The 16,741-nt window shown below is 72.6% G+C and carries 13 protein-coding genes; 5 read left to right on the top strand and 8 right to left on the bottom strand.

Annotated elements, in window-relative coordinates; genetic code table 11:
- Nucleotide 1 precedes the first annotated feature (1 nt).
- From ABD140_RS11125 to ABD140_RS11115, 3 genes are read right to left on the bottom strand one after another with little or no spacing between them, the layout of a single operon-like run.
- Entirely contained in the window at nucleotides 2-2,746 is a 2,745-nt protein-coding gene (locus tag ABD140_RS11125; protein ID WP_344239594.1) for a DUF6493 family protein, read from the bottom strand.
- Nucleotide 2,747: 1 nt separating this feature from the next.
- Entirely contained in the window at nucleotides 2,748-4,073 is a 1,326-nt protein-coding gene (locus ABD140_RS11120; RefSeq protein ID WP_344239592.1) for an SWIM zinc finger family protein, read from the bottom strand.
- A 52-nt stretch (nucleotides 4,074-4,125) separates the two neighbouring features.
- Complete coding sequence (locus ABD140_RS11115) at nucleotides 4,126-4,752, bottom strand: TetR/AcrR family transcriptional regulator (protein WP_344239590.1); 627 nt, start codon at nucleotides 4,750-4,752, stop codon at nucleotides 4,126-4,128.
- Between the two features lie 213 nt (nucleotides 4,753-4,965).
- Between ABD140_RS11115 and ABD140_RS11110 the strand changes: the two genes are divergently transcribed.
- The 3 genes from ABD140_RS11110 to ABD140_RS11100 all read left to right on the top strand — a co-directional run bounded on the left by ABD140_RS11110 (nucleotide 4,966) and on the right by ABD140_RS11100 (nucleotide 8,306).
- Nucleotides 4,966-6,225, top strand: a complete 1,260-nt coding sequence (locus ABD140_RS11110; RefSeq protein ID WP_344239588.1) for an NAD(P)/FAD-dependent oxidoreductase — start codon at nucleotides 4,966-4,968, stop codon at nucleotides 6,223-6,225.
- Between the two features lie 39 nt (nucleotides 6,226-6,264).
- Nucleotides 6,265-6,672, top strand: a complete 408-nt coding sequence (locus ABD140_RS11105) for a RidA family protein (RefSeq protein ID WP_344239586.1) — start codon at nucleotides 6,265-6,267, stop codon at nucleotides 6,670-6,672.
- A 155-nt stretch (nucleotides 6,673-6,827) separates the two neighbouring features.
- Nucleotides 6,828-8,306: an MFS transporter gene (locus tag ABD140_RS11100; RefSeq protein WP_344239584.1), complete on the top strand. Its 1,479-nt coding sequence runs from the start codon at nucleotides 6,828-6,830 to the stop codon at nucleotides 8,304-8,306.
- An 80-nt stretch (nucleotides 8,307-8,386) separates the two neighbouring features.
- Here ABD140_RS11100 and ABD140_RS11095 read toward each other — a convergent pair whose 3' ends face one another.
- Entirely contained in the window at nucleotides 8,387-9,097 is a 711-nt protein-coding gene (locus ABD140_RS11095) for an SDR family oxidoreductase (protein ID WP_344239583.1), read from the bottom strand.
- A gap of 108 nt (nucleotides 9,098-9,205) precedes the next feature.
- Here ABD140_RS11095 and ABD140_RS11090 point away from each other — a divergent pair, with 108 nt between their 5' ends.
- Nucleotides 9,206-9,586: a MerR family transcriptional regulator gene (locus ABD140_RS11090; RefSeq protein ID WP_344239581.1), complete on the top strand. Its 381-nt coding sequence runs from the start codon at nucleotides 9,206-9,208 to the stop codon at nucleotides 9,584-9,586.
- 164 nt (nucleotides 9,587-9,750) lie between these two features.
- The gene (locus tag ABD140_RS11085; protein WP_344239579.1) at nucleotides 9,751-10,650 is read left to right on the top strand and encodes a hypothetical protein; all 900 of its coding nucleotides are present in this window, start codon (nucleotides 9,751-9,753) and stop codon (nucleotides 10,648-10,650) included.
- Nucleotides 10,651-10,691: 41 nt separating this feature from the next.
- Here ABD140_RS11085 and ABD140_RS11080 read toward each other — a convergent pair whose 3' ends face one another.
- The 4 genes from ABD140_RS11080 to ABD140_RS11065 all read right to left on the bottom strand — a co-directional run.
- A complete protein-coding gene (locus ABD140_RS11080) occupies nucleotides 10,692-13,823 on the bottom strand; it encodes an NACHT domain-containing protein (RefSeq protein ID WP_344239577.1) in 3,132 nt (1,043 codons plus the stop codon).
- A 97-nt stretch (nucleotides 13,824-13,920) separates the two neighbouring features.
- Nucleotides 13,921-14,730: an alpha/beta fold hydrolase gene (locus tag ABD140_RS11075; protein WP_344239575.1), complete on the bottom strand. Its 810-nt coding sequence runs from the start codon at nucleotides 14,728-14,730 to the stop codon at nucleotides 13,921-13,923.
- 42 nt (nucleotides 14,731-14,772) lie between these two features.
- On the bottom strand, nucleotides 14,773-15,372 hold the full coding sequence (locus ABD140_RS11070; protein ID WP_344239573.1) for a LutC/YkgG family protein: 600 nt from the start codon (nucleotides 15,370-15,372) through the stop codon (nucleotides 14,773-14,775).
- Nucleotides 15,356-16,741, bottom strand: a 1,386-nt coding sequence (locus ABD140_RS11065) for a lactate utilization protein B (RefSeq protein ID WP_344239571.1), incomplete at its 5' end; no start/stop codon positions are given. The genes ABD140_RS11065 and ABD140_RS11070, both read right to left, overlap by 17 nt.

Here is a 16,741-nt window from a genome sequence, read left to right as displayed (position 1 = left end):
GTCAGGACAGGGCGAGCGTCCGCTGGAGCCGGGCGGCCTCCTTGGCGGGCCGCGAGGCGGGCGACGCCGGGCTCCAGGCGCTGAGCGCCGGGAGAGGCGTGCGGACGCGGTGCATCTCGGCAGTGGCGGTGGCCAGGGCGAGGAAGGGCGCCAGGCCGCTGCGGGCGGGGGCGCCGGAGGCCGGGAGGAGGCCGGGGAGCGCCTCGGCGAAGAACGGCCAGAGGGGGGCTCCGGCGCGCACGGCCTCGGTGAGCGGCGGGAGCAGCCGGGTGAAGGGGAACGCCTCGGCCTCCAGGAAGGGCGGGAGGAGACGGCCCATGTCCGCGGCGGGCAGGGCGTCCTGGGCGGCGAAGGACAGGAGGGCGTCGACGGCCCCGGCGCGGTCCGCGGCGTTTTCGGCGCCCAGCCCGTGGAGGAGGACGGCGGCGGTGGCCGGACCGGTGGGGCCGGTCGCGTCGGCGAGCGCGGGCAGGACGGTGCTCGGGTCGTAGGAGCCGTGGGCGTGCGAGACGGCGTGGTGCAGCAGGTGGGCGGCGGTCAGCTCGCGGTGGGAGGGCAGGACCGACGGCCACCAGGGGATCTGCGCTCCGTGGTAGCCCGTGCCTTCACCCGCCTTGGCGGGCGGCGCGATGGTGCCCAGGAGGCGGGCCGAGTCGAGCGGGGACTCGCAGGTGGAGGCGGCGTGGAAGTACGACGGCTCCTCCCAGGTGGTGCCCGACCAGGAGTACCTGCGGCGCTTGATCGTGGTGAAGCCGTAGGTGAGTTCCGGGGCGGGGAGGCCGCCTGCGGCCAGCCATTCGCGCGCCAGCGCCGCGGCGGGGGAGGCCAGCCCGTCCAGGGCGGGAACGCGGGAGACACCGCCGGGAAGCCGCAGCAGGGCCTGTTCGAGGTCGTACGTCCCCGGCTTCGCACCGGCCTCCTCCAGCATGCGCAGGCGGGCGGCGAAGACGTCGGGATCCACATGGCCGGTGGAGGAGGTGGGCGTGGCCAGCAGGACCGGGTCACCCAGGTGGGCGGCGGCGTCGACGAAGCGCAGGTGCAGCAGGCGCGAGGGCGCCGGGTACTTCTCGCCCCTCTGCTGGTGGTTGGAGCGCACCCGCCTGCGATGGTCGGCGGCGGCCACGGCGTCGATGAAACGCTGGTGCAGCGGCTGCCGGGAATCGGGGTCGGCGCGGCCTTCCCGCTTGGCCTTCTTGCGGGCATGCCGTGCGTGGCGCAGGACGCCGGTGCTCCACTCCAGCAGGATGCGGACGAGGAACGGGGCTCCGAAGAGGTGGTCGGCGTAGCTCCTGTTCAGCAGGTACGGCACATGGTCGTGGACGTACTGCTGGAGCTCCTCGATGATGGAGGGGCCCATGGTGACCAGGCCGGCCATCAGGCGTTCGGTCTCCGCCCAGCCCATCTCATGGTTCCGCAGGTGGAGGACGGTCTCCTCGAAGAGCTCCGCGGGTGAGGAGATCGGCCCCGGCAGGTCCGTCGGGACGGGCGCGTACAGCGCCGGCGGCGCCTCGGGCTCGGCGGTCTCGACCGCGCCGAACGCCTCGACGACCAGGGGGAGGAGCGTTCCGGGCAGCACGCCCGCGGCCTCCCGGACGGTCTCGGCGGTGAGCGGATCGACCTTCCCGGCGTACTTCACGGCGAGCTTCACCGCACGTTCCCGCAGGTCGGGCTGCTCATGCCCGAACAGCCCGGCGGCGAGCGCGACCACGGCGTTCTCGTTCCTGCGGGCGCGCGCCGTCCGGTCCAGCCAGATCAGCCCGGCCTTGACGAGCTTGGCCTCCGGCCGGAACAGCAGGGCGCCGGCCGTTTCCGCGAAGAGCCCCTCGTCCAGGGAGCCCTGCTCGTTGACCGCCTTGACCTGGGCGAACGCCAGTTCCGCGACGGCGGGCGGCGCGGTCGGCAGCAACCGCACATAGTCGCGGATCCGTCCGGCGCTCTCCTCCACGCTCGGCTCCAGCGCCTGGTGCAGCCGGACGAACCAGGCGAGGTCCCGGGGGCGGCCTCCGCGCAGGAACCGCCGGACGCACCCGTCGAGCAGGGCCTCCCGGCTCACCGGCGTCCCCGCGGAGTCCGCCGGTTCCGCCGCGGAGAGGAGCTTGCCGAGCCACGTCCCGGTGCGGCTCCACGTCCCGTTCTCCTCGGGACGCTCGTCCGAGAGCCTGGCCCCGACGCCTTCGGCCTCGAAGATGGCGGGCACGAAGGCGGGGAAGAACGGATCCTGACCGCGCGGGGTCGTGCGCCGCCAGACCAGCCAGCCGATGACGAAGGCGTCATTCGTCACGGGAGGCTCTTCCGTGGAGACGAGCAGGTGCGCCGCGAGCTCCCAGTTCAGCTCGCCTTCTCTCTCCCAGCTCTCCATTTCGCGGAGACGCAGCTTCCCGGCTATCCGTCGGCCGACGTCGGCACGCCACGAGTCGGGCCGGCGGGAGGCGGCCTGCAGCACGGCTTCTCTCTCCCGCCGGTCGATCTGCCACACCCGCAGATCGCGGCGGGTGAGCCAGGTGGCCGCCGCGGAGGGCGGAAGGCACGCCGCTCCGGCTGCTTTCAGGGCGAGGTTCTGCGTGTTGCGCAGGTCGATGCTCCGGCGGGAGTTCCAGAAGCTCTCGTCGTCCCGCGAACGCACGTAGGCGGGCAGCTCACGCGCGGCTTCCCTGCGTCCCGCGTCGTCGAGCGACTCCAGCAGCTTCAACGTCTCCGCCACGTTCCCGGCGGCGATCCGCTCGCGCAGCTCTTCCCAGACGGACATGTCAGTTCTCCTCGCGGATGTGGAACCGGGTGGCCAGCACGTGCTTGCAGGGGCCTCGGCCGCCCCGGTGGCCCGTCCACCAAGGGCAGGTGCACGACCACGTCTCCGTGCGCACCCGGTAGACGCCCGTGTCGCCGGTGACCTGCGCGACCTCCGGCGACAGCATCCGCACCCCGCCTCCCTCGGCCAAGGCTCGGGCGGCGCGCAGCCGCGGGTTCATGGCGTTGACGCGCGCCACGTCGTAGGGCAGCTCCCGGTGGAAGAACGCCGCCTCCGCGGTGTCGTAGCCGACCTTCCCGCCGGTGCCGAGCTGGGTGAGGGCCGCGCGGACCCGGGACGGCTCCAGCCCCGCCCGGACGGCGAGGTCGCCGGGCTCCAGCCGCGGCTCGAACGCCAGCAGCGCCGCGACGAGCTCGGCGTCGGCGGCCGCCTCGTCCTCGGCGAGCGCGTCCAGCACCGCGCCCTCCCCGGAGAACCCCCGGTTGAGCTCGGGCGAGAGCGTCAGGACGTACCGCATCCCCGGAAGCGCCAGCTCCCAGGCACTGGCCACCGGCGGCGACCCGGCCGCGACGGCGGGCCCGTACACCCGCAGCCCCTGGGCGAAGCGCAGGAGCGGCGCGAGGGTGGCGAGCCGTTCGGGCCCGGCGAGGCACACCGCTCCCGGCGCGGGACGGGAGGTCACCCGCAGTCCGCGTCCGGCGGGCTGCGCCCACAGCGCCTGCGCCCGTCGCGGCAGCCCCCGCACGAACCGCACGGCCTCGGCGGCGGGCAGCTCGGCCCGCAGGTCGAAGCCGGAGGCGATGGCCTGCACCTCGGCGAAGGACCGCAGCCACCGCTCCGGCAGCGGCACCTTCTTCTCGACGGTCGAGCCCTCCATCGTCGTGACGACGAGCTCGTCCGCCCCGACGGCCAGGTGCAGGGGCTCGGACCCGCCGACCCGGGCGAGCGCCTCCCGCAGCGGCCCGTTGACGTCGACGTTCGTCGTCCCGAGGTCGGTCACCTCGCCGTCGAGCGCGTCGGAGAGCACGTCGAGCCGCGCGTACACCCCGGCGCAGGCCGAGAACGACTCCAGGCGCAGCCTGTCCCCGTTGCAGGTGACGACGGGGTCGCGGAAGCCGGTGGGCCGCGGCTGGAAGTAGCGCGTCTGCGCCACGTCCGCGAGCCCCAGCAGCCCCGCCGCCCCCACGTCGCCCCGGGCCAGCACCCCGCTGAAGAAGTGCGGGTGCGCGACCGCCCCGCGGCTGGTCGTCCCGCCCGAGGTGGCGAGCCCGAGCCGTCCCTGGACCAGCCCCGAGGGGGCCGCGTACGAATACGCCTGCGTCGTCATGCCCCGCAAAGTAGATCACCGCACCGACAGAACGGGCGGGTGCCGCGGGGGCTCAGGGGCGGGTCGCGGCGAGGACGAGGTCGACGATCTTGTCGATCTCGGCGTCGCCCAGGCGGCGGCCCAGCGTCAGGGGGCTCAGGAAGAGGGGCGCCACGAGCGTGGTCACCACGGTCTCGGGGGAGTGGTCGGCGCTGGCCTCGCCGCGGGCCACGGCGCGGGCGGCCATCCGCCACCAGGCCTGGAGGACGGGGCGGTACTGGTCGATGACGAGGGTGTTGAAGTCCGGGTGGCGGCGGCTCGCCATGACGGCCGTCAGCGCCAGGTCGACGGGGTCCGCCGCGAACGAGGCGACCAGGTGCGCGAAGGCCCGCACGTCGGACTCCCAGGAGCCGGTGTCGGGCGGCTCGACCTTGCGGACGTGCAGGGAGAGCGCCTCGATGAGGAGGTCGTCGTGGGTCGGCCACCAGCGGTAGAGGGTGCGCCGGCTGACCCCCGCCCGTTCGGCGACCTCGACCGTGGTGAAGGCGACCTTCCCCTCGGCCAGGAACGCCAGGACCGCCTCGCCCACGGCGCGGCGCACCCGTTCGCTGCGTCCGCCGCTCCTGGTGCGGACGCGCGCCTCGGGGGCCGGCCCGGCCTCGTCCGGCGGGCGCCGGTCTCGCGGCGGCAACGCGCTCACCTCGACTCGTCTCCTCGGGCCTGACGGGCGTCCGGCCAGTCTAGGGCGGGGAGCGCCGAAGGGGCGGGGCGTCAGCCGCTTCGCGCAAAAGAAACGGATTCTTAACAACACACGATGGATACTTTAGCCGTTTCAGGTGCGATGATCCTGCAACGACCGAAGTCCGAGTGGCCTCGGTCACGTCCGACGTCACCGAACGAGGAGAGCAAGTCCATGCAGGACCGGTACGACTTCATCGTGGTGGGGGCCGGGCCGATCGGCTCGGCCACGGCCCGCCACCTCGCCGAGGACGGGCACACCGCCCTGGTGGTCGGCCCCGACGAGCCCGCGGGTTTCGAGGACCACCGGGGAGTGTGGGCCGGCCACTACGACGAGGGCCGCCTCGCCCACGTGCTCGAGGTCCCGCTCATGACGACGCTGCTCGCGATGCGCTCGATCCGCCGGTTCGACGACCTGCGCGAGCGCACCGGCGTCGGGTTCACCGTCCCCACGCACTCGCTGTCGGTCATGCCGCGCAAGACGGCGGTCGGCACCGCCTCGGAGTGGTTCGACGCCGACCTCCTCTCCCGCAACGCCCGCGACCTGGGCGTCGAGGTGCGCGAGCTGGACGAGGACGGGCTGCGCGCGGAGTACCCCGGCCTCCGCTTCGAGCCGGGGCACGTGGCGCTGGTCCAGCGCGACGCCTTCATCCTCAACCCCCGGCGCCTGGTGGCGGCCGAGCTCGCCGCGGCCACCGCCGCGGGCGCCGTGCTGGTGCGCGACGAGGTCGTCCGCACCGAGAGGACGGCCGACGGCGTCCGGGTGACCGCCGCCTCGGGCGCCTCGTGGCGGGCCGGGCGGGTGGTCCTGGCCACCGGGGCCGCCAGCAACGCCACCGGCCTGCTGCCCCGCCCGCTGCTGATGCCCAGCTTCGGGGCGACCGTCGTCCTCGTCGAGGTGGACGGACCGGACGCGGTCGACATGCCCGCCATGATGTACCTCAAGTACCGCGACGGCTCCCCGCTCTTCGGCGGCATCGTCATGTCCCCGCGGCCCTACCCCGACGGCAAGTGGTACGTGAAGCTGGCCGGCGGGAGCCTGCTGGACAACCCGTTGGACACCGCGGAGGAGATTGCCGCCTGGGTGCGCACCGGCGGCCGCCGCGAGGACGTCGACGAGGCGATGGCCGTCCTGCACGACCTGATGCCCGGCCAGAGGTTCGGCCCCGCGCGGACCCGGCCCTGCATGGTGTGCGCCACCCCGACCGAGCGGCCCTACATCGACTGGGTCGACGGAGGCGACGGGCCCGACAGGAGCAGGGTCATCGCCGTCGAGGGCGAGCGCGGCGCCATGGCCGCCGACGAGATCGGCAGGCTGACCGCCGAACTGGCCGTCCACGGGCGGTGGCGGGACACCATCCCGCACGAGGTGTTCCAGGCCCGGTGGGCCGAGCCGGGCTGGACCTCCGCCGGGTGGCTCGCCGCCCGGCACTGACTCCGCCCACCCCTCCCCTCACGAGAACCGGAGAAGAGCATGCAGAACAGGCAGGTGCCCGTCATCCCCGACGGGATGCAGGACATGTACGACAAGTGGCACATCGCCCCCGCCGTCCGGGCCGGAGACTTCGTCTTCTGCTCCGGCGTGCTGGGCACCGGCGCGGACGGCCGGGCGCCGGCCGACCCCGCCGAGCAGTTCGACGCGGTGTTCCAGAACCTCGCCCACGTGCTCGCGGCCGCCGGCGCCGACCTGTCGCACGTCGTGGAGATGGTCACCTTCCACCTCGACCTCCAGGCGGACATCGCCGCCTTCACCGAGGCCAAGGAACGGCACGTCACCGGGCCCTACCCGGCCTGGACCGCCGTCGGCGCCGCCCAGCTGGGCGCGGGCGCGGTGCCCGGGGCCCGGGTGGAGCTCAAGGCGACGGCCTACCTGGGCGCCTGAGCCCGCGCGGGAGGCGGAACCTGCGCCAACAGGTTCCGCCCCCGTTCGGAGCGCGGCAGGCGCTCACAGCTGGTCGGACGCACTCCGGTGCCACGGAGGCGTCCGGCACGGCGAGATCACTCCAACCGAAGCAAGCCCCAGGAAGGCCCTGCGCCATGGAATTCCCCCCCGCGAGCGGCACTGATCACCAGGCCGCCGCTCCCGATGCTACTGGCACGAACGAGAAGTGGACGCCCCGCCTGTGGTGCTCGTTCCTCTCGATGGTCGCGGTGCTGGAGCTGCTGACCTGCAGCTACGTCATGATCTCCGTCGCCCTCCCCGACATCTCCTCGCACTTCGGAACCAACCAGGGCGTCTGGGTGCTGACCTCGTTCCTGCTGGTCGGCACCGTCGCCTCGCCCCTGCTGGGCAAGCTCGCCGACACCCACGGCAAGCGGCGGATCCTCGTCCTGTCCGTGGTGCTCTCCGCCGCCGGCTCCCTGATCGCCGCCGTGGCGCCCACGTTCGGCGTGCTCCTCTTCGGCTGGGGGCTGGCGGGCGTCCTCAGCCCCTGCCTGTTCCTGGTCTACTCGCTCATCCGCGACGTCTACCCGAAGCGGAGCGTCGCGATGGCCGTCAGCATCTCCACCACCGGCATGGGCCTGGTCACCGTCCCGGCCCCCGTGTTGGGCGGCGTCCTCCTGGAGGTCTTCGGGTTCCGCGGCATCTTCGCGTTCTGCGCGATCGCCCTCCTGGCGCTGGCCGGGCTCATCCGGATCACCACCGACGAGTCGCCGGTCCGGCTGTCCTCGCGCATCGACCTGCTCGGCGCGCTCCTGCTCGCCGGCGGCCTCGCCGGGATCCTCATCGCGATCAGCCTCGGCCCCGCATGGGGCTGGACCTCGGCGAGCACGTTCGCCTCCCTGGGGGCGGGCGCGGTGCTGCTGGCCGCGTGGCTGGCCTCCGCGCGCCTGGTGCGGGACCCGATCATCGACCTGAAGGTCCTCACGCAGCGCTCCGTCGCCTACACCACCATCAGCTCCGGCTTCTGCTGGGGCCTGGTCGCCACCTTCAGCGTGCTGGTCCCCATGATGGTGATGGCACCCGCCGACCAGGGCCTGGACTACGGCTTCGGCGTGGGCTTCGTCGGCTACGCCATGGTCCAGGTCCCGATCGGCCTCGCGATGCTCCTCGGCGGCTACACCGTCGGCAGACTGGTCCGGGGGCGGATGTCCTCCCGCGGCGTGATGATCCTCGGCCTCGCCGCGTCCTCCGCCGGCTGCCTCCTGATGGCCTTCCTCCACCAGGAGCTCATCCTGGTCGCCGCCTTCGCCTCGCTGATCAGCTTCGGCTGCGGCATCGGCTACGCCGCCACCCCCAACCTCCTCATCGAGTCGGTCCCGCCCCAGATCCAGGCCACCGCGGGCGGCATCGCCTCCACCTCCGGCAACCTCTTCCCCGCCGTCCTCCCCGTCCTCGTCTTCGCCGTCCTCAACAACTCCCACATCGACCGCGTCATCGACGACACCACCCACTACACCGGCACCGGCATCACCACGGCCTTCCTCCTCTGCGCCGCCGCCGGCCTCCTCGGCGTCCTCACCGCCCTCCCCCTGCCCCGCCGCGCCCCCGTCCTCGCTCCGGCCCCCGCCTAGTCCCCCCGGTGCCCCCGGCCTCCCGCTGCTCCGAGGCCGGGGGCACCGCTCTTTCCAGTCCCGTGCCGACGGGAGGGACGTCAGGCCACAGATGCCACCTGGGTGTAGAACAGGGCCGGGTCGGCCGCCAGGGACGCCTTGACGTGGGCGCTCCACTCGTCGGCGAGCACTTCGAACCGGCCCGCCTCGACGCCGTCGAGCCCGGCGCGTGCGGCGTCCGCGGGGTCGATCTTCTCGCCGTCGTAGTGGGCGGCGATGTCGGTGTCGGCGGCACCCAGGTGCAGGCCGGTGACGAGGGTCCCCTGACCGGCGAGTTCGAGGCGGATGCCGTTGGTCAGGCTCCACTCGGCGGCCTTCGCCGCGCTGTAGGCGTTGGTCCCGTCATAGGAGAACCAGGACAGCGCCGACAGGACGTTGAGGATCGCCCCTCCGCCGTTCGCGGCCAGGACCGGAGCGAAGGCGCGGACGACGTTGAGCGTGCCGTAGTAGTGCGTGTCCATCTCCAGGCGGATGGCGTCGAGGTCGCCGGTGACCAGGTCCGTGAGGGTGGAGACGCCCGCGTTGTTCACCAGGAGCGTGACGTCCCGGGCCACCGCGGCCGCGGCCTCCACCGACGCCGGATCGGTGATGTCGAGCCGCAGCACCTCCACGCCCGGAACGTCGACGAGCTCGGGACGCCGTGCGGTCGCGTAGACCTTGGCGGCCCCCCTCCGCAGCAGCTGCTCGGCGAAGTGGCGGCCGATCCCGCGGTTCGCGCCGGTCACCAGCGCGGTCGATCCGGAGATGTTCATGTTCTGTCCCTTCACAGGCGGCGGTGTGCGCCTTGCCGTGCGCACACCGCTACGCTAGAACCTGACGTTGACGTCAGCTGCAAGTCGAATCGGAAGGAATCTTGTGCCATGCGCATCGGAGACCTCGCCAAGCGCTCGGGAGTGAGCGTCCGCGCCCTGCGCTACTACGAGGAGCAGCGGCTTTTGGAATCCACGCGGACCCCCGGCGGCCAGCGCAGCTATCCCGAGGAGGCCGTGGACCGCGTGCGGTTCATCCAGCAGCTCTACGCCGCCGGCCTGCCGAGCAAGGTGATCGTCGGCTTCCTGCCGTGCGTGGCCACCGGGCGGGCGACGCGGCAGATGTTCGACCACCTCCTGGCCGAACGCGACCGCATCGCCACGCGCATCGACGAACTGACCGAGGCCAGAACGAAACTCGACCTGGTGATCGAACAGGTCGTCACCACCGGAATCGTCGCCGAAGACCCGGGCCCGGCTTCGGCCCCGTGAGCGCGGGCGGCCCGAGCAAGGCGTGTGGCATGAGGCATGCGGGCGGGCCGTCCCGGAGTGCGGTTGCCCCATGCGCGCCCCGACACCTTGGCGGGTCTCGAACGGGAGGCAAAGATTTCGAGAAGTGATGTCATGGGCACGTAGAGTGAGTAATGATTCGGGTCATGCCCAGTCCCATTCACGAGGCGCTGCACCACGCCCTTCGGGGAGATCCCGATCTGATCGGCAGCGCACTGCGTCATGCCGCGGGCGTGAACCTGAACGTCCTCGCGGCAGAGGAGATCACCAATGACGCCACCTGCATCCAGGTCACCGAACGCCGTTGCGACACGGTCATGCGCCTGGAGATCGAAGGCCACGGCACCGCCGTCCTCCTCGTGGAATCCCAAACCAAGAGGGATCAGGACAAGGAAACCGTCTGGCCGCAGGTCGTCGCCCACTTCCAGGACAAGTACGACTGCCCCGTCATCCTGCTGGTCATCACCCAGCACGAGACCACCGCGGCCTGGGCCCGAGGCCCCTTCTTCCGCTCCTTCGCCGGCCTGCGCGCCAGCCTCGTCCTCCACCCCACGGTCGCCGGCCCCGTCACCGTCCCCCCGGTCACCGACCCGTCCCAGGCCCGCACCGATATCCCCGGCGTGGTCCTCTCCGCCCTCGTCAACGGCTCCTCCCAAGAGGCCCCTGGCATACTGGAAGCACTGAGAGACGCCCTGAACACCGTCGGCGAGGAGGAAAGGGTCGCCCGCTACGCCGGCCTCGTCCAGGCGAGCCTCCAGAACAACCCGACAGCCCTGGCCCTGTGGGAGGAAATCATGAGCACCGGCACCCAGCGCTTCGTCTCCACCGCCGAGGCCCGGGGAGAAGCGCGCGGAGAAGCGCGCGGAGAAGCCCGCGGCGAGGTCCGAGGCGAGATCAACGCGCTGCTCCTGATGCTGAAGACCCGGGACATCGCCGTCCCTGACGAAGCCCGCGAGCGCATCACCGGTTGCGAGGACCGGCAGCAGATCGAAGCCTGGATCGTGCGGGCCCAGAGCATCGAGGACATCGACGAGCTCTTCGACTGACATTCGCGACAACGGCCGGGGAGAACGGGGTCGACGGGTGGTCAGCGTGGGACCAGGACCAGGTGGCGGTCCCGGCTCGGGGCGTCGTCGGTGTCCGGGGTGATCGCGATGAGGGCGGCCAGCAGGCCGCGCAGGAGCGGGGAGTCCTCCGACTCGGGGTCTCCTTCGTCGGCCAGCAGGACGGCGAGGACCGCTGTGGCGGCCAGCACGATGTCGCTCTGGCGGACCGGGCGGATCCTTGACGTCAGGAGGGAGACGTTGTCCAGCGCGTTGGTCAGCAGGGCCGCCTTCTCGGCTTTCCCGGTGCGGGTTCTGAGCTCCTTGAGCACGACTTTCGGGTCGTCGGCGGGAGGTACGGCTGCCAGCGAGTCCAGTTTCTCGCGCAGGAAGTCCGGCAAGCGGGGTGCCGCCCGACGCTGACGAGTCGTCATCGCACCGACCTGCCGGGAGAAGGCATGCGCCACATGGCGGCAGGCCGAAGCGAGACCGAAGAGAACGGAGGGACTCAGTTCTCCCAGGTAGGAGGCCCGCACCGCACGCGCGTACGCGAGGTCGCGGTAGAAGTCGCGGTCGGACTCGATCGAGAAGGGACCGGGGGCGAGACGGAGATCGAGTTCATGGGCGATATCGAGTTCGCGGGCGAGGTCGATGCCGAGATCGCGGGCCTGGGCGCGGGCACGGGCTTGGGCGTGGTCGAGATCGATACCGAGTCCGCGGGCGAGGCCATGGGCGCGGTAGAGGTCGCTGCTGTAGTTGCGCTCGATGTCGAGGCCGCGGGGGAAACCGTAGGCGCGGACGTGGGTGAGGTCTCTGGGGATGCTGCGGGCGCTGTCGAGGTCGGGGGCGCGGATGAGGACACGGTTGAGAACACGGGAGAGAGCGGAGGCGAGGGCGGGCGTGTGGGCGCCGATGTTGTCGATGGCGTGGACGAGGTCGATGGCCTGGATCAGCCGGTGATCCTGCCGGGAGAGGTCTCGGGGGCGGGCGTAGGCGATGAGCTGGGTGAAGGTGAGGGGGGAGCGAGGGTGGAGCAGCAGGAAGAGAAGCCGCGTGTGGTCGAGGATCAGGTCGGGGTAGGCGGCGATCTGCTGCGGGGTCGGCCGGTGCGGATGCGGAAGGTGCGGCGGGACGACGAGGACGGGATGCCGGGCGCCGTGTTCGGCTGCCCACAGGACCGTCTCGTGGAGGCCGCCTGAGTGGGCGAGGCGGGCTTCGGCGGGGGTGGGCAGGCGGTAGCCGATGCCGCCGGGCGTCAGGTAGTCGAGCCAGGAGAGGAATCTCCTGACGTCCGAGGTCCACGGCCGGGCGGCCGGGCTGGACGGGAGGCGGTCGCGGAAGGTGTGGCGGGACCAGAGCTCCTGGTCGACGGGCGCGGCGCAGATGCGGGCGCCGGAGTCGTCGAGGGCGCGGGTCCGGCTGAGGGCTCGGGCGGCGGCGACGCCGTCCAGGAGCCGGGTCTCTTCGGGGTCGACGGGATCGCTCGCGAGGATCTCGTCGAGCCTGGCACGGACAGGGGCGTCGAGTTCCCGTGCCTCGGCCGCGCAGGCGTAGGCGAGGCCGAGAGAGGTGACGGTCCGGGCGTGCAGGCAGGCCTCGACGACGGGCGTCGCGTCGTTGCGGGCGGCCCAGAGCAGGGTGGTCTCCCGCCACCAGGGGTCGCCGACGTTGTCGATGAGGATCTGGCGGCGGGCGTGGTGCTCCGGTACGAGGGAGGCCGCCAGGTATTCCTGCAGGGTGAGGTGGACGAACCCGTAATGCCGGTACCTGCGTTCCAGGAGCAGGCCCGACTTCTTGATCCGCGTGAGGAACTCATGCGGGGAGACACCGGAGACGGTGCGCTCCAGGACGGGGCGGATGGCGCGTTCCGCCGCATGGAGAGAGATGTCGCGAAGCCTGTTGCGCATCATGTGCCAGGCGATTTCCTGCACCACGCGTTGCTGCCTGTCGCCGTCGACACCGTCCGGCTCCGCGGGCCGGACGAGGCCCTTGGCCTCTTGGCGGCGGTGCAGCAGGACCTGGCACATCTCCTCGTACAGGGCGACGCGGCTGCCGGGCAGGCCGCTGCGGTACCGGTGCACGTTGGCGATCATGGTCAGGAGCAGCGGGTTGGCGGCGAGGTCGTACAGGGCGGGCGAGCCGCTGATCCGGTGGAACAGGTCGTCGGCGGCCGCCGCGGCGATCCGGTCGATCTCGCCGGGGTCGTCGTGCCTGCCGCTCCGGCGGGCGCGGCGCTCGATGGCCCGGTACCAGGAGTGCAGGAAGTCGTGGATCTGGCCGCTGGTGAAACGCTGCACCTGGAGCACATCGGCACCGGGAAGCCGGTTGGCGTCGTAGCCCGCGGGGCGTGAGGTCACGACGAAGGAGTTTCCGGGGTAGCGGCCGATCTGCGTCTCCACCCACCGCACCACCCGGGCCCGGTCGGCGGTGTCGGCGACCTCGTCCAGGCCGTCCAGCAGCACCACGCAGCGGCCCGCCGCCAGCCGCCTCTCCAGCCAGCCGGCCGCCACCACCCCGCCCAGCCAGCGGGCCTCGGCCGCGACCTGCGCCAGGCTCCGCGGAGGTTCCCCGAGGATCGTCTCGGCGTGGTCGCGCAGATAGAGCAGCACCGGGATGCGCCGCCGCCGCCAGAAATCCCGCCGCCACGGCGGCGGGCGCCGGGCGGCCATCTCCAGCGCCGTGTACCGGGCCAGCGTGGTCTTGCCCGACCCGGCGGCGCCCAGCACCGCCAGCACGCATCCCTCGTCCAGGAACGACCCCAGCGGCGCCCGCCTGCCCGCGACGGGTCCCCCGCGCCGGCGGGGGCCGACGCCCGGGTCGACCGCGGCGTCGGAGACGGTCCTGGGCCGGAGCATCACATCGACGTAGACCTGCCGGGTCCGCAGCACGAACTCCGCCTGGGTGACCAGTCCGATCGTCTCCATGTGCCCGACCGAGGAACGCACCCGCCGCAGGTATCCTCGCCGCGACTCACGCCCGTCGCCCGGCCCCGGCTCCCCTTCGCCGCGGTGTTGGAGCCACTGGTTGACGCCTTCCGCGGCGACCACGATCGCCAGCGCGGCGCCCAGCGCCCACCAGTTCCACTTGCCGTCCTGGAGAACCTGGTTGCCCGCGACTCCCGTCGGGACCATCGCCGTGACCACCGCGACCAGCAGTACCCGCTGCCGAACCGACACCCCGGTCCTTTCGCCCGTCCCTTCCCCGAACCGATGCCACCGATCCAATCCGCATTCGTCGTGTTGTGTCAGAGAAATGGCGATTTCCGTAGGGGGATCATCCAGGGAGAATCGGGGTGGATCTCAGGAAGGCGAGGAGGGAGCGGGTGACCGGGGCGGGGGCGTCCAGGGTGACGACGTGGCCGGCGGCGGGGATGACGGTCTCCGTTGTGCCTTCGGCGGCGGCCCAGCGGGGCATGGCGGTGGCGATGTTGCCGGTGCGGTCGTCCGCGCCGCGGAGGAGCAGGAGGGGGACGGGGGTGCGGTAGGCGGGGTCGGGGGTGACGAACTGCGCGGTGGCCCGCCAGACGGAGAGGAACTCGGGCTTCGGCATCGTGGAGAAGGTCCGGGTGAGGGCGGCGCGGGCGGGGGCGGTGACGGCGGAGGCGTCGGCCATCAGGCGCGGGAGGGCGCGGGCGGGGATGAGGCGCAGGAGAGGGGCGGCCGACTTCAGGGCGAGCCGTTCTCCGGCGGTGAGCGGGCCGGTGTTCCAGGTGGAGTCGAGGACGGCCAGGGCGGAGTAGCGGTCGGGGGCGCGCCGTACGAGCCGCTGGGCGAGGTTGCCGCCGAGCGAGTGCCCTACGAGGGCGGGGCGGCGCAGGCCGAGGTGGGAGACGAGGGCTTCGACGTCGGCGGTGAGGAGCTCGGCGTTCGACGCGACGGTGTTCGGGCGCGATGAGCCGTGTCCGCGCAGGTCGAGCAGGACGGTGCGGAAACCGGCGGCGACGAGCGCGTCGTTCTGGGCGGCGTACATCGTGTGGTCCGCTCCTGCTCCGTGCAGGAGGACCACCGGGACGCCGTCTCCGCCTGAGTCGGCGTACCGCAACGTGCATCCGTCGAGCTGGAGTGTTCTCTGGAGATTCACCACATGCCGAATGTAGACGGCGACCGGAGCCGGGTGGGGGCGCGGTCAGATGAGGAAGACCTTCAGGGTGCGGGGGCCGTGGACGCCTTCTACGCGGGTGAGTTCGATGTCGCTGGTGGCGGAGGGGCCGGAGATGAAGGTGAGGGGGCGGGTGGGGTCGAGGCGGGTGAGGGCCTCGGGGACGTCGGCGGTGATGCGGGCGGCGGGGACGACGACCAGGTGGTGGTCGGGGACCAGGGTGAGGGCGCGGCGGCCCTGGCCGGGGCCGTGGTCCAGGACGAGGGTGCCGGTTTCGGCGATGGCCGCGGCGCAGCCGGTGACCACGCCGGCGACGGTGGTCAGGTCGGTGTGCTCGGTGGCGCGGCGTGCCGGCTCGATGCCGGCGGTCCACGCGGGGGGCAGGCCGTCGGGGACGACGTAGCGGCCCTCGCGCAGGGCACGGGGCAGGACGTGCGGGAGCTCGTGCTCGGAGACGGCGTGGACGATGGCGCGGTAGTCGGCGACGCGTTCGGCGAAGAGGGACACGCGGTCGGTGTCCGGGTGGTGCTGGCGCAGGTAGGCGCGGCGCAGGGCGGCGTACTCGGCGGCCGGGTCGCCGCCGGGGGTGCCGAGCCGGGCCAGGATGGCCTCACGCGCCGTCGTCATGGGTGCTCCTCCACCAGGCTCGGAAGGATCGGACGGGCGGGGTGGGCAGGTCCCTGGTGTCGGCCCAGGCCCGGGGGAAGCGTACGTGCCGGGCGAAACGCCGGCCCGCCGAGGCGGCGCGCTGGGCGGCGGCCAGCCGGGCGGGGGAGCGCAGCGTCCAGGCGGCGGCGCCCATCACGGCACGCTCGACCGGCTTCTTGGCGGCCTTCGCCCGTAGGTGCACCAGGACTTCCGGAATGTCGATCGCGACGGGGCACACCTCGTAGCAGGCCCCGCACAACGACGACGCGAACGGCAGCGAGGCGTCGACCTCCGAGCCGATGCCCCGCAACTGCGGCGAGAGGATCGCGCCGATCGGGCCCGGATAGGGGGAGCCGTAGGCGTGGCCGCCCGCCCGCGCGTAGACGGGGCAGACGTTCAGGCAGGCCGAGCACCGGATGCAGCGCAGCGCCTGCCGCCCCACCGGGTCGGCGCGGACGCGCGTACGGCCGTTGTCGAGCAGGATGAGGTGGAAGTTCTGCGGCCCGTCGCCGGGCGTCACCCCCGTCCACGCCGACGTGTACGGGTTCATCCGCTCGGCCGTGGAGGAGCGCGGCAGCACCTGCAGGAACACTTCCAGGTCCCGTACGGTCGGCAGGAGCTTTTCGATGCCCATGACGGTGATGAGCGTCTCGGGCAGCGTCAGGCACATCCGCCCGTTGCCCTCGGACTCCACGACCAGGACGGTCCCCGTCTCGGCGACCGCGAAGTTCGCGCCGGAGACGGCGACCTTGGCCGTCAGGAACTTCGCCCGCAGATGCCGTCGCGACGCCTCGGCCAGTGCCGCCGGGTCGTCGGTCAGGTCGGCGGGCGCCGAAGGCATCTCCCGCCGGAAGATCTCCCGGATCTCCGCCCGGTTCTTGTGGATCGCCGGGACGAGGATGTGCGAGGGCCGGTCGTGCCCGAGCTGGACGATCAGCTCGGCGAGGTCGGTCTCCAGCGCGGTGATCCCGGCCTCGGCCAGCGCCTCGTTGAGCCCGATCTCCTGGGTGGCCATCGACTTGACCTTGACGACCTCGCGCTCGCCGGTCTCGCGCACCAGCCGCGCCACCAGCGCGTTGGCCTCGGCGGCGTCCCGCGCCCAGTGCACCGTCCCGCCCGCCGCGGTGACCTTCTCCTCCAGCACCGTCAGGTAGTGCCCGAGGTGGGCGAGGGTGTGGTCCTTGATCTGCTTGGCGGACTCGCGCAGCTCCGCCCAGTCGTCCAGCTCGCCGACGGCCCGGGCGCGCCGGTCGCGGATCGTGCCGGTGGCATGGGCGAGGTTGCTGCGCAGCCGGGTGTCCGCGACGGCCTCGCGGGCGGCTTCGGGGAAGGAGGGCATGCCGACATA

The organism is Actinocorallia libanotica, assembly GCF_039525175.1.
Taxonomy (GTDB): Bacteria; Actinomycetota; Actinomycetes; order Streptosporangiales; family Streptosporangiaceae; genus Actinocorallia; species Actinocorallia libanotica.
The sequence above is the reverse complement of the archived record's forward strand: the minus strand, read 5'-3'. Positions and strand labels throughout refer to the sequence as shown.